The 12368-nt window shown below is 71.4% G+C and carries 11 protein-coding genes; 3 read left to right on the top strand and 8 right to left on the bottom strand.

Going from position 1 to position 12368, the window contains the following annotated elements; all coding sequences use genetic code 11:
* Positions 1 to 244 precede the first annotated feature (244 nt).
* Positions 245 to 1582 (top strand): UDP-glucose/GDP-mannose dehydrogenase family protein, encoded by a 1338-nt coding sequence (locus AB0M18_RS31365; protein ID WP_365764009.1) that lies wholly within the window; start codon positions 245 to 247, stop codon positions 1580 to 1582.
* Positions 1583 to 1639: 57 nt separating this feature from the next.
* On the opposite strand, the gene AB0M18_RS31370 is transcribed toward AB0M18_RS31365, so the two are convergent.
* The 4 genes from AB0M18_RS31370 to AB0M18_RS31385 all read right to left on the bottom strand — a co-directional run bounded on the left by AB0M18_RS31370 (position 1640) and on the right by AB0M18_RS31385 (position 5724).
* Positions 1640 to 2569, bottom strand: coding sequence for a membrane dipeptidase (locus AB0M18_RS31370; protein WP_365764011.1), 930 nt, complete (start codon positions 2567 to 2569; stop codon positions 1640 to 1642).
* 182 nt (positions 2570 to 2751) lie between these two features.
* Positions 2752 to 3969 carry a dipeptidase gene (locus AB0M18_RS31375; protein WP_365764013.1) on the bottom strand — a complete coding sequence of 406 codons (1218 nt, stop codon included), beginning with the start codon at positions 3967 to 3969 and terminating at the stop codon, positions 2752 to 2754.
* Entirely contained in the window at positions 3966 to 4463 is a 498-nt protein-coding gene (gene purE / locus AB0M18_RS31380; RefSeq protein ID WP_365764108.1) for a 5-(carboxyamino)imidazole ribonucleotide mutase, read from the bottom strand. Before purE ends, AB0M18_RS31375 begins: the two co-directional genes overlap by 4 nt.
* 49 nt (positions 4464 to 4512) lie before the next feature.
* Positions 4513 to 5724, bottom strand: a complete 1212-nt coding sequence (locus AB0M18_RS31385; RefSeq protein ID WP_365764015.1) for a 5-(carboxyamino)imidazole ribonucleotide synthase — start codon at positions 5722 to 5724, stop codon at positions 4513 to 4515.
* Between the two features lie 146 nt (positions 5725 to 5870).
* Between AB0M18_RS31385 and AB0M18_RS31390 the strand changes: the two genes are divergently transcribed.
* The gene (locus AB0M18_RS31390; RefSeq protein ID WP_365764017.1) at positions 5871 to 6386 is read left to right on the top strand and encodes a GtrA family protein; all 516 of its coding nucleotides are present in this window, start codon (positions 5871 to 5873) and stop codon (positions 6384 to 6386) included.
* Between the two features lie 45 nt (positions 6387 to 6431).
* Here the strand turns inward: AB0M18_RS31390 and AB0M18_RS31395 are convergent, their stop codons facing one another.
* Positions 6432 to 7703 (bottom strand): ATP-binding protein, encoded by a 1272-nt coding sequence (locus AB0M18_RS31395; RefSeq protein WP_365764019.1) that lies wholly within the window; start codon positions 7701 to 7703, stop codon positions 6432 to 6434.
* Positions 7704 to 7715: 12 nt separating this feature from the next.
* On the bottom strand, positions 7716 to 8393 hold the full coding sequence (locus AB0M18_RS31400) for a response regulator transcription factor (RefSeq protein WP_365764021.1): 678 nt from the start codon (positions 8391 to 8393) through the stop codon (positions 7716 to 7718).
* A gap of 432 nt (positions 8394 to 8825) precedes the next feature.
* Between AB0M18_RS31400 and AB0M18_RS31405 the strand changes: the two genes are divergently transcribed.
* Positions 8826 to 10334, top strand: a complete 1509-nt coding sequence (locus tag AB0M18_RS31405; protein WP_365764023.1) for a peptide MFS transporter — start codon at positions 8826 to 8828, stop codon at positions 10332 to 10334.
* 102 nt (positions 10335 to 10436) lie between these two features.
* On the opposite strand, the gene AB0M18_RS31410 is transcribed toward AB0M18_RS31405, so the two are convergent.
* Together AB0M18_RS31410 and AB0M18_RS31415 are read right to left on the bottom strand one after the other, a co-directional pair.
* Positions 10437 to 10787 carry a hypothetical protein gene (locus AB0M18_RS31410; RefSeq protein ID WP_365764025.1) on the bottom strand — a complete coding sequence of 117 codons (351 nt, stop codon included), beginning with the start codon at positions 10785 to 10787 and terminating at the stop codon, positions 10437 to 10439.
* 196 nt (positions 10788 to 10983) lie between these two features.
* The gene (locus AB0M18_RS31415) at positions 10984 to 12345 is read right to left on the bottom strand and encodes a hypothetical protein (protein WP_365764110.1); all 1362 of its coding nucleotides are present in this window, start codon (positions 12343 to 12345) and stop codon (positions 10984 to 10986) included.
* Positions 12346 to 12368: the final 23 nt, after the last annotated feature.

Here is a 12368-nt window from a genome sequence, read left to right on the forward strand (position 1 = left end):
ACCGCGGCCGCGAACGGCGTGATCTTCGCCTCCGCCAGCGCACGGACCGTCTCCCGGAGCATCTCGTGCTCCTCCGACGGACGATACAGATCGAAATCAGCCGAACCGGCCACCGTCACACACTCCCACGCTTGCTAACTACCGTTAAGTAACTCAAAGGGTAGGGCGAGACCGGGCCCCGGGCCAGGGCACGACTATGCTCGGGCAGGCATTCGCCCGACCTCGACTCCTCACTGGAGACCGCATGGCCCTCAAGATCACCGTGATCGGCACCGGCTACCTGGGCGCCACGCACGCCGCGGCCATGGCGGAGCTCGGCTTCGAGGTGCTCGGTCTGGACGTGGTCCCCGAGAAGATCGAGATACTGGCCGGCGGGCGGGTCCCGATGTACGAGCCGGGTCTCGAGGAGCTGCTCGCGCGACACGTCGCCGGGATCGAGGGATCCAGCGGGCGGCTGCGCTTCACCACCTCCTGGGAGGAGGTCGGCGCCTTCGGCGACGTCCACTTCGTCTGCGTGAACACCCCGCAGAGGCACGGCGAGTACGCGTGCGACATGTCGTACGTGGACGCCGCCTTCGCCTCGCTCGCCGGGGTCGTACGGGACGGAGCCCTGGTCGTCGGCAAGTCGACCGTGCCGGTCGGCTCGGCGCAGCGGCTCGCGGGCATGCTGCCCGAGGGCGTCGAGCTGGCCTGGAACCCGGAGTTCCTGCGCGAGGGCTTCGCCGTGCAGGACACCCTGCACCCGGACCGGATCGTGGTCGGCGTCGCCGAGGGCGTACGCGGCGAGCGGGCCGAGAAGCTGCTGCGCGAGGTGTACGCCGTGCCGGTGGCGGAGGGCTCGCCGTTCGTGCTGACCGACTACCCGACCTCCGAGCTGGTGAAGACCTCCGCCAACTCCTTCCTCGCCACCAAGATCTCCTTCATCAACGCGATGGCGGAGGTGTGCGAGGCGGCCGGTGGCGACGTGGCCAAGCTGGCGGAGGCGATCGGGCACGACGAGCGGATCGGCAACAAGTTCCTGCGGGCCGGCATCGGCTTCGGCGGCGGCTGCCTGCCGAAGGACATCCGGGCCTTCATGGCGCGGGCCGGCGAGCTGGGCGCGGACCAGGCGCTGACCTTCCTGCGCGAGATCGACTCCATCAACATGCGGCGCCGCGCGTCCATGGTCGAGATGGCCCGGGAGGCGCTGGGCGGCGGCTTCCTCGGCAAGCGGGTGGCGGTGCTCGGCGCGACCTTCAAGCCCGACTCGGACGACGTCCGCGACTCCCCCGCGCTGAACGTGGCCGGCCAGATCCACCTCCAGGGCGGCCAGGTCACCGTCTACGACCCCAAGGGCATGGACAACGCGCGGCGGCTCTTCCCGACGCTGGGGTACGCGCCGACCGCCCTCGACGCGGTGCGCGGCGCGGACGTGGTCCTGCACCTGACCGAGTGGCGCGAGTTCCGCGACTCGCTCGACCCGGCGGAGCTGGCGGCGGTCGTCTCGTCGGCCGTCATCCTCGACGGCCGCAACGCGCTGGACGCGGGGCGCTGGCGCGAGGCGGGCTGGACGTACCGGGCGATGGGCCGCCCGCGGGCCTGACCCGACGACGGAGGGGCCCGGTGCCGTCGTACGGCACCGGGCCCCTCCACGTATGCGTCAGGCCGCTCTCAGCCTCGTCGCCCGCGCGCGGAACTCCGTCTCCCGCAGCGCCCGCATCACGTTGCCGTGCGCCAGCGCCACCAGGTCCGGCGCCTGCCAGTCGCGGCGCAGGAGCTCCGCGAAGAGGGGGGCGTAGCCCGTGGGCGGGTGTTCCGTGCGGGAGAGGCCCAGGGCGCGGGGGCCCGTGAGGGCGCGGAGGCGGTCGAGGGTGTCGGCCGTCGCCGAGGCGTCCTGGGTGACCGGGACCATGCAGACGCCGTCCTTCTCGCCGAGCAGGCGCAAGACGTCGTCCGGCAGGGAGTCCGGCTCCGCGCGGGTGAGGAGGACCGGGGCCCGGCTCACCGCGAGGGTCTGGCGGACGGTGTCGGTGTCGGCGCCCGCCAGGTCGACGGCCAGGCCGAGCCGGTTCATCTCCCGGACCGCCTCGCGGGCGAAGCGGTCGTAGCGGGTGAGGCTCACCGCCCGTACGCCGAGCGCATGGTACGCCCGGAGGGTGGCGGGTGAGCCGCCGACGGCCGACCAGCTCACCGGTCCGAGGACGACGGCGACCCGCCCGCAGTTGCGGGCGTGCTCCATCTCCGAGGTGGTGTACGCGAGGCGCAGGTCCTCGGAGCAGGCCGCCACGAGCGCGCGGACCGCGTCGATCCGGCGCAGGGTGCCGAGGACGCCCTCGTCGGCGTCCACGCGCAGCGACCAGAGCTGTGCTCCCGCCTCCGCGGCCCGTACCGGCGGAAGGTCCTCCGGGTCCGGGTCGGTGACGCGCGGCGGTTCCGTGTGCCCCTCGACGACCGGCTGCGCGGCGAGCAGCGCGCGGGCCCGGGTCGACTCGTCGAGGGGCCGGGGATGTTCGGGGGGATCGGCGTCGCCCGCCGAGGCGGCGTGGGCGACGGTGAAGGTGGTGGTGGGATCGTCGAGCAGATCTGCCATGGGTGGCTCAACTCCGTACTGCTGCACTCACTGCCGCACTACCGGGCAGTAAGGCAACCGTCCCACCGGCCCCTGCGCCGGGCGCGCCGGACTGGGCCGTCCGGGGGACGCGGCGACGAGCAGCGGAAAGGCCCCCGCCGGAGCGGGGGCCTTTCTGGCGCCTCGTCAATTCAGCGGCGGCTTCAGCTGCCGTAGCCGCCGATCGTCGCGATCGACGCGCCACGCAGCGCCTGCTGCTCACGCGCCACCGACTCCGCGTCACGCAGCACCCGTACCGCGTTCGACCACGTCAGCTTCGCCAGGTCGGCCGGCGACCAGCCGCGCACGAGGAGCTCCGCGATCAGGTTCGGGTAGCCGGCGACGTCGTCCAGGCCGGCCGGGGTGAAGGCCGTGCCGTCGTAGTCGCCGCCGATGCCGATGTGGTCGATGCCGGCGACCTCGCGCATGTGGTCGAGGTGGTCGGCGACCGTCGCGGCCGTGGCGACCGGGCGCGGGTTGTCCGCCTCGAAGGCGCGGTGGACCGCCATCGCGTCCGGGGTGGTGGCCAGGTGGTGGAATCCGTGGGCGCGCATGTTCTCGTCGGCGCGGCCGGTCCACTCGACCGCGGCGGGCAGGATGAACTTCGGCACGAAGGTCGCCATCGCCACGCCGCCGTTGGCGGGCAGCCGCTCCAGGATCCCGTCCGGGATATTGCGCGGGTGGTCGCAGACCGCGCGGGACGAGGAGTGCGAGAAGATCACCGGCGCGACGCTGGTGTCCAGGGCGTCCCGCATGGTCGACGGCGCCACGTGCGAGAGGTCCACGAGCATGCCGCAGCGGTTCATCTCGCGGACGACCTCGCGGCCGAAGGCGGTGAGCCCGTCGTGCCGCGGCTCGTCGGTGGCCGAGTCCGCCCAGTCGTTGTTCTCGTTGTGGGTGAGCGTCATGTAGCGCACGCCCAGGGTGTGCAGGGCACGCAGGGTGGCCAGCGAGTTGTTGATCGAGTGGCCGCCCTCGGCACCCTTGAGGGACGCGATATGGCCCTCCTTGCGGGCCGTCTCCATGTCGTCGGCGGTCAGCGCGGGCGCGAGGTCCGCCGCGTACCGCTCGACCAGCCGGTCGACGGCGTCGATCTGCTCCAGGGTGGCGCTGACCGCGTGGTCGCCGGTGAGCCGGCCCGGCACGTACACCGACCAGAACTGCGCGCCGACGCCGCCGGCGCGCAGCCGGGCGAGGTCGGTGTGCAGGGAGCCGGACAGATCCCCGGCGATGTCGAGCCGGTCGAGGTCGTAGCCGCAGTGCTCGCGCAGCGCCCACGGCAGGTCGTTGTGCCCGTCCACGACCGGGGTCTGGGCGAGGAGTTCGCGCGCCTCGGCGAGGCGGTCCGGGGCCTGCGCCCCGGGCGCACCGGCCGCGCTCACTGGGCGAATCCGAACGCGCCCGAGCCCTCGACCTTCTGCCGCAGCCGCTTGCCCTTCTCCGTCGCCTGGTCGTTGAGCTCCTGCTGGAACTCCCGCATGCGGGCGCGCAGTTCGGGGTCGTGCGCGGCGAGGACACGGGCCGCGAGCAGGCCCGCGTTGCGCGCGCCGCCGACCGAGACGGTCGCGACCGGCACACCGGCCGGCATCTGCACGATGGAGAGGAGGGAGTCCATGCCGTCGAGGTACTTCAGCGGCACCGGCACGCCGATGACCGGCAGCGGGGTGACGGAGGCCAGCATGCCCGGCAGATGGGCCGCGCCGCCGGCGCCCGCGATGATCGCCTTGAGGCCGCGGTCGGCGGCCTCCTCGCCGTACGCGATCATCTCGCGCGGCATGCGGTGCGCGGAGACGACGTCCACCTCGTACGGGATCTCGAACTCGTCCAGGGCCTGCGCGGCGGCCTCCATGACGGGCCAGTCCGAGTCGGACCCCATCACGATGCCGACGAGCGGGCTCGACGCGCTGGCGTTCGAAGCGGCCGGATTACTCAACGATCGTCCCTCGCAGGTAGTCGGCGGCGTGGCGGGCGCGCTCCAGCACGTCGTCCAGGTCGTCGCCATAGGTGTTGACGTGGCCCACCTTGCGGCCCGGCTTCACGTCCTTGCCGTACATGTGGATCTTGAGCTGCGGGTCCCGCGCCATGCAGTGCAGGTACCCCTGATACATGTCCGGGTAGTCGCCACCCAGAACATTGCACATCACGGTCCACTTCGCGCGGGGGCGCGGGTCGCCCAGCGGAAGGTCGAGGACGGCCCGGACGTGGTTGGCGAACTGCGAGGTGGCCGCACCGTCCTGGGTCCAGTGGCCGGAGTTGTGCGGACGCATGGCGAGCTCGTTGACGAGGATCCGGCCGTCGCGGGTCTCGAACAGCTCGACGGCCAGGTGGCCGACCACGTCGAGCTCCTTGGCGATCCGCAGCGCCAGCTCCTGGGCCTGCCCGGCCAGCTCGTCGGAGAGCTCGGGGGCGGGCGCGATCACCGTGTCGCAGACGCCGTCGACCTGACGGGACTCGACCACCGGGTAGGCCACCGCCTGGCCGTGCGGGGAGCGGACGATGTTCGCGGCGAGCTCGCGCGCGAAGTCGACCTTCTCCTCGGCGAGCACCGCCACGCCCGCCCTGAAGGCGTCGTGGGCGTCCTCCTCGGAGCGCACGAACCACACGCCCTTGCCGTCGTAGCCGCCGCGCACGGTCTTGAGGATGATCGGGAAGCCGTCGCCTCCGCCCTCGCCGACGCCCTCGGCGGCGAAGGCCACCGCGTCGGCCGGGTCGGCCACGATGCGGTGCCGCGGGCTGGGCGCGCCGATCTCGTCGAGCCTCGCCCGCATCACCCCCTTGTCCTGGGCGTGCGCGAGGGCCGCGCGGCCCGGGCGGATGACGACGCCATCCGCCTCCAGGGTCGCGAGGTGCTCCGCGGGCACGTGCTCGTGGTCGAAGGTGATCACGTCACAGCCGCGCGCGAAGTCACGCAGCGTGTCCAGGTCGCGATAGTCGCCGAGGACGACCTCGCTCACCACCTGGGCCGCCGAATCCTGCGGGGTGTCACTGAGGAGCTTGAACTGGATGCCGAGCGGGATGCCTGCCTCGTGCGTCATACGAGCGAGCTGACCGCCGCCGACCATGCCGACTACCGGGAACGTCACCCTCTTAGGGTATCCGCACAAGTTCCGGAGCCTCGTCCGGCTGTGTCTTGTCACAGTCGGGGTGGGCTCGCGCACGGATCGCGTACATCCCGGGCGGGTGTACGGAGGGCTGGTTAGCATGGCTGGGTTGACGCCGTCCCGGGCGTCGGCCGGAGCACTTCCCGGAACCCTTCCGGAACGGACAGGACTGAGCGATCACGATGAGTGAACCCGGCGCGCTGCGCACGCGAGTGGACCGGCTCGTCCGCGAGGTCGCCAAATTCGGCGTGGTCGGCGGTCTCGGCGTCCTGGTGAACCTGCTCGTCTTCAACCTGGTGCGCCATGTCACCGACCTCCCGGTGGTGCGGGCCGGCATCATCGCCACCGTCGTGGCGATCCTCTTCAACTACGTGGGGTTCCGCTACTTCACCTACCGCGACCGCGACAAGTCCGGCCGTACGCGGGAACTGGTGCTGTTCCTGCTGTTCAGCGCGGTCGGCCTGGTGATCGAGAACGGCGTGCTCTACACGGCGACGTACGGCTTCGGCTGGGACACCCCGCTGCAGAGCAACTTCTTCAAGTTCTTCGGCATCGGCGTCGCGACGCTGTTCCGCTTCTGGTCGTACCGGACCTGGGTGTTCCAGGCGCTGCCGGCGAAGGAGGCGGTGCAGGCCGCCGAATCGTTCCTTGAGCAGGCGCCCCGCCAGGCCACGCGCAAGCAGCCCGACCGGGTCTGAGCCCGGTCCCGCGGTCCTGAGAGGTCCTACCGGTCCTGAGAGGTCCTACCGGACCGGCCGCTCCGACTCCGCCTCCGTACGGCTCCTGACCTCGCGGCTCAGGAAGAGCGCGAACACCGGCGGGTGCTGCTGGAGCAGCTCCAGGCGCCCGCCGTCCGCCTCCGCGAGGTCGCGGGCCACCGCCAGGCCGATGCCGGTGGAGGAGCGGCCGCTGACCGCCCGCTCGAAGATCCGCGCCCCGAGGTCCGCCGGCACGCCCGGGCCCTCGTCGGTGACCTCGATCACCGACTGGTTGCCGGTGACCCGGGTGCGCAGGGCCACGGTGCCGCCGCCGTGCATGAGCGAGTTCTCGATCAGCGCCGCCAGGACCTGGGCGACCGCGCCCGGGGTGCCGACGGCCCGCATGCCCTGCTTGCCGGAGTGCACGATGGCCCGGCCCGCGCTGCGGTAGGCCGGCCGCCACTCCTCGATCTGCTGCTTGATGACCTCGTCGAGGTCGAAGGCGACCGCCGAGCCGGTGCGCGGGTCGCGCGAGTTGGTCAGCAGCCGCTCGACGACGTCGGTGAGCCGCTCCACCTGGGTGAGCGCGATCGTCGCCTCCTCCCGTACCGTCTCCAGGTCGTCGGCGACGGCGACCTCCTCCAGGCGCATGGACAGCGCGGTGAGCGGCGTACGGAGCTGGTGGGAGGCGTCGGCGGCGAGCCGGCGCTCTGCGGTGAGCATCCGCGCGATCCGTTCGGCGGAGGCGTCGAGGACGTCCGCGACCCGGTCGAGCTCGGGCACCCCGTACCGCTTGTGCCGGGGCCGCGGGTCGCCGGAGCCGAGCCGCTCGGCGGTCTCGGCGAGGTCGGTCAGCGGCGAGGCCAGCTTGTTGGCCTGCCGTACGGCGAGGAGCACGGCCGCCATGACGCAGAGCAGCGCCACCGTGGCGATGATCATGAGGGTGCGGCCCACCTCGTCGGTGACGACCGCGCGGCTCTCCTCGACGAGCACGGTCTCGCCGCGCTCGCCCTCGGCGAGGCCGCGGATGACCCCGCCGGTGGGGCGGGTGCCGATCTCGACGAGCGCGCGGCCGGGGATGCGGACCTGGGCGTAGCGCTTGGCGCCGCTCAGGTCGGCCAGGACGCCGGCGTCGACGGGCTCGCCGCCGATCAGCCGGCTGTCCACGATGGAGGCGATCCGCAGCGCCTCGGAGTCCACGCTCTCCTGGGCACTGCTGGAGATCGTGCGCGTCTCGACGATCACCAGCGAGACGCCGAAGACGGCGATGACGACGAGCACCACGGCGAGCGTGGAGTTGATCAGACGGCGGCGCACGGAGGAGTCGGCCTAGCTCTTCTCGAAGCGGAAGCCCACGCCGCGGACGGTGGAGATGTAGCGCGGGTTGGCCGCGTCGTCGCCGAGCTTCTTGCGGAGCCAGGAGATGTGCATGTCGAGGGTCTTGGTGGAGGACCACCAGGTGGTGTCCCAGACCTCGCGCATCAGCTGGTCGCGGGTGACCACCCGGCCCGCGTCGCGGACCAGGACCCGCAGCAGGTCGAACTCCTTGGCGGTGAGCTGGAGCTCCTCGTCGCCCATCCAGGCGCGGTGCGACTCGACGTCGATCCGCACGCCGTGGGTGGTCGGCGCGGCGGTCGGCTCGGCGGAGCCGCGCCGCAGCAGGGCCCGGACCCGGGCGAGCAGCTCGGCGAGCCGGAACGGCTTCGTCACGTAGTCGTCGGCGCCGGCGTCGAGGCCCACCACCGTGTCGACCTCGTCGGCGCGGGCGGTGAGCACCAGGATCGGCACCGTGTGCCCGTCGGCGCGCAGCCGGCGGGCGACCTCCAGGCCGTCCATGCCGGGCAGGCCCAGGTCGAGCACGACCAGGTCGACCCCGCCCTGGAGTCCGGCGTCGAGCGCGGTGGGGCCGTCCTCCCGCACCTCGACCTCGTATCCCTCCCGCCGCAGGGCGCGGGCCAGCGGTTCCGAGATGGAGGCGTCGTCCTCGGCGAGCAGTACACGGGTCATGTGGTGATGGTAGTCCGCGCCGGCGCGCCGCCGGGGCGTGATCCACAGGGGTGAAGCACCCACCCCGAACCCACCTTTGATCTTGGTCTGGAATTTGCTCATGACCTTGGAATGAGGGAAGTTGGTTCCATCGTCACCTGTGATCCATCTCTCAAGTCCTTCCATATCCGACAGTGTCATGTCGTATGGTGTCGAGAGTTCTGTAGCGGTAAACAGGGACCTTTGGCGGGATGTACGCCAAGGGTCTCTTTTCTGCACGAGGCGGCCGTCGGTCCGCCTCGAGGACGTGAATGACCTGTGGGCCGGGTCCTGGTGCGACGTAGCACCGGGGCGTGGATCCCGGAGGGGCGCCACCGCGCCCCCACCGGTGCCGGCTCCCCCACCGGGCGCCCCCGCTCACGAAGCGCGCGTCCCGACAGAGCAAGGATCGACATGGCGTCCAGCCTGACGACGGCTTCGAACGGAACCCCGGGTTCCGAGGAGAAGACGTTCTTCGGCCACCCCCGGGGCCTGGCCACTCTCTTCATGACCGAGATGTGGGAGCGCTTCTCCTGGTACGGAATGCGCGGCATCCTCGTCCTCTACCTGGTCGCGGCCGTACTCGACGGACCTCTGGAGGACCGTGAGGCGCTCGCCGCCTCCATCTACGGCGTCTACAACGCGGTCGTCTACATGGCCGCCATGCCCGGCGGCTGGGTCGCCGACCGCCTCTGGGGCGCCCGGAAGGCCGTCCTCGTCGGCGGCATCGTCATCGCCCTGGGCCACTACACCCTCGCCGTCCCCTCGGACACGGCGTTCTTCGTGGGCCTCGCGCTCATCGCCGCCGGTACCGGCCTGCTGAAGCCGAACATCTCGGCCATGGTCGGCGGCCTGTACGAGGGTCAGCCGGGCGCCCGCCGCGACGCCGGCTTCACGCTCTTCTACATGTCGATCAACATCGGCGGCATGCTCGCCCCGCTGGTCGTCGGCTACCTCGGCGAGAACGTCAACTGGCACCTCGGCTTCGCCGTCGCCGGCATCGGCATGACCCTCGCCGTCGTCCAGTACGTCCTGGGCTCGCGTCACCTCGGTGACGTCGGCAAGGTGCCGGGCACCCCGGCCACGCCCGAGGAGAAGCGGAGCGCGCTGCGCAAGGTTCTGCTCTGGGGTGGCCTCGCGGTCGCCGCACTCCTGGTGGACCTCGTCCTCGGCACGTACGACATCGAGCACATCGTCAACGTGCTCGCGATTCTCGGCATCGTCGTCCCGGTCGTCTACTTCGTCGCCATGTACCGCAACCCGGCGCTGAAGAGCGAGGACAAGCCGAAGATCCAGGCCTTCATGTGGTTCTTCGCCACGGCCGTGCTCTTCTGGATGATCTACGACCAGTCCGGCTCGCTGCTGACGCTGTTCGCCGACAACAAGACGGACCGCATGATCGGCGGCTGGGAGTTCCCGGCGTCCTGGTACCAGTCCGTGAACCCCGCGATGGTCATCGTCCTCGCGCCGGTCTTCGCCGCGCTGTGGGTCAAGCTCGCCAGGCGCAACCGCGAGCCCAGCGCCCCGATGAAGTTCGCCCTCGCGATGCTTCTCATCGGCGGATCGTTCGCCATCATGGGCCTCGCGGGTGCCGCCGCGGCCAACAGCGAGACCGGCAAGGTCACCGTCTTCTGGCTGCTGAGCGTCTACCTCGTCCAGACCCTCGGCGAGATGTGCCTCTCGCCGGTCGGCCTGTCGCTGTCGACGAAGCTGGCTCCGAAGCAGTTCGTCGGCCAGATCATGGGCCTGTGGTTCCTCGCCACCGCGACGGGCAACGCCCTCAACGGCTGGACCACCAAGCTCAACGAGCCGCTGGGCGACGCCCTGTACTACTCGCTCTGGGCGGTCGTGGCCATCGCCGCGGGCCTGGCCTTCATGACCGCGGGCAAGAAGATCCGCGCGCTCATGGGCGACGTGCGCTGACGTCCTGACGGACCGTACGGCTCGAAAAGGGCCTGGCCCGGCACCCCCCTCGGGTGCCGGGCCAGGCCCTTTGTCGTCAGCTGTCGTCAGCGCGACCGGCCGTCAGCGCGTCTGGGCGCTGAAGCCGCGCAGGAAGTTCTTCGTGCCGCACCGGACGTTGGACTTCTGGCCCGGCCCGACCCAGGGGCCGTAGAGCGTCCAGGTCACCATGTGCTCGCGTGCCCCCTGCAGCTGGTCGCACTTGATGACGACCCGGTGCTGCTTGACCGCCTTCCCGCTGCCCGACTTGCAGGTCGAATACGCGGTGGGGCGGCCCAGCTTGTCCATGCTCGCGTAGGCCTTGCAGTTGTACTTCGTCGCCGCCTGGGCCGGAGCGGCGGTGAGCAGTCCGGTGCCGGCGGCACCCAGCATGACGGCGAGTGCTCCGGACGCGAGCTTCTTCCCCCAGCGCATGTGCGTTCCTTTCCTCGTGCCGAGCCCTCCGGGAGGGCCCGGCACGTCGTTCACCTGCTGGTCGAGCAGGCCTTGCTGTCCAGGTGTTCGCTCGGGCGAACACCTGGAGACAATCATTCGCACGTGCGGCGACACAAGGAATACCGGGGGTAATGAGTACGACCTGAGTACCTCCCCCTATCCGACGCCCGACCGGCTACCTGCGAAGGCGCGCCCACGGGGTGAAGGTGAACACCGCGCCGCCGAGCAGGATCACCGTGCCGGCGACCAGGGCGAGGGCGCGCAGGGCGCCGCCGTCGTCGGCGCCGGTCTCGGCGAGTCCGCCACCGCCGGAGCCGGAGCCGCCGCCGGACGTGGTGGCCGAGCCGCCGCCGGTGCTGCCGCCGGCCGTGCCGCCCGCCTGCTTCTCGGTGTCCAGGGTCAGCGAGGCCTGCACGGAGCCCTTGACCTCGCAGGGGATGACGATGGGCGAGCCGCCGAGGGACACGCTGATGGTCAGCTTGCCGGGGCTCAGGGTGGCCTTGCCGCTCGCGCCCGGCTTGTAGGTGCCGGTCATGTCGGTCAGGTCGACCGGCTTGCCCGCCTCCAGGGGCTCGGGGTTGGGCGCGCCGGTGACGGTGACCGTGCCGCTGTCCGCGCCGCCGATCTTCACGGCCATCGAGGGCTTGAGGGCGCCCTTGGGGAGGGCGGCCGGGCTGTTCATGACGCCCTTGGCGGTCTTGACGGTGAGGTCGTAGGAGCCGCCGTTCCTCTTGGCGTCGATGGTCACCTTGGAGCTGATCGAGGCGGGGCCGGGGGCCTGGCAGGCGAAGGCGACGGAGACCTGCGTGCCGGGGAAGTCGGTCTGGCCGCCCGAGCCGCCGGACGTCGAGCCTCCCGCCGTGGTGCCGCCCGAGGCCGTGGTGCCGCCGGAGGTCGTGGTGCCGCCGGAGGTGGTCGTACCGCCACTCGTCGTCGTACCACCGCTGGCCGTCGTACCACCGCTCGTCGTCGTACCACCGCTCGTCGTCGTACCACCGCTCGTGGTCGTACCACCGGACGAGGAGCCGCCACCGCCGTCCGTCACCTTGATCGTGGCGCCGACCGCGACCGTCTCCTTCGGGGAGCACTTGGTGTCGGTGGACATCGGCTTGGAGACGTTGATCGTGTACTTGTCGGGCGTCAGCGTGATCTCGCCCGCCTTCTCCAGCTTCAGCTTGCCCTTCATGTCCGGCAGGACCATCGGGCTGTTCTTCGGGATCGGCGGGTTCTGGCGGGGGCCCTCCATGTTCAGGGTGCCGGTCGCCGCGCCGCCGACCTTGATCACGCCGGTCGGCTTCACCGTGTCCTTGTCGAGGTCGAGGATGTCCGGGTTCTTGGACGCGGCCTCGACCGTCTTCCAGACCACCTCGACCTCGTCTCCGACCTTGGCCGCCGCGGGCGCGGTGATCTGCACCTTCGTGGTGCCCTGCACCGGCGGGAGGCCGGAGATGGAGGGCGGGATGCACTCGGTCCGGTACGAGACCTCCGCCGCCATGGCGGGTGCGGCGGTCAGCAGGATCCCCGCCCCGCCGAGCATCAGCGCGACGCCTGTCGCACCGA

The organism is Streptomyces sp. NPDC051909, from assembly GCF_040681095.1.
GTDB lineage: Bacteria > Actinomycetota > Actinomycetes > Streptomycetales > Streptomycetaceae > Streptomyces.

What these genes read in the sequence shown, in the direction of transcription:
- AB0M18_RS31365 (WP_365764009.1), top strand. Translation starts at nt 245, where the DNA reads ATGGCCCTCAAGATCACCGTGATCGGCACCGGCTACCTGGGCGCCACG.
- AB0M18_RS31410 (WP_365764025.1), bottom strand. Translation starts at nt 10,787, where the DNA reads ATGCGCTGGGGGAAGAAGCTCGCGTCCGGAGCACTCGCCGTCATGCTG.
- AB0M18_RS31400 (WP_365764021.1), bottom strand. Translation starts at nt 8,393, where the DNA reads ATGACCCGTGTACTGCTCGCCGAGGACGACGCCTCCATCTCGGAACCG.
- AB0M18_RS31370 (WP_365764011.1), bottom strand. Translation starts at nt 2,569, where the DNA reads ATGGCAGATCTGCTCGACGATCCCACCACCACCTTCACCGTCGCCCAC.
- AB0M18_RS31390 (WP_365764017.1), top strand. Translation starts at nt 5,871, where the DNA reads ATGAGTGAACCCGGCGCGCTGCGCACGCGAGTGGACCGGCTCGTCCGC.
- AB0M18_RS31405 (WP_365764023.1), top strand. Translation starts at nt 8,826, where the DNA reads ATGGCGTCCAGCCTGACGACGGCTTCGAACGGAACCCCGGGTTCCGAG.
- purE (WP_365764108.1), bottom strand. Translation starts at nt 4,463, where the DNA reads ATGGGGTCCGACTCGGACTGGCCCGTCATGGAGGCCGCCGCGCAGGCC.
- AB0M18_RS31415 (WP_365764110.1), bottom strand. Translation starts at nt 12,345, where the DNA reads ATGCTCGGCGGGGCGGGGATCCTGCTGACCGCCGCACCCGCCATGGCG.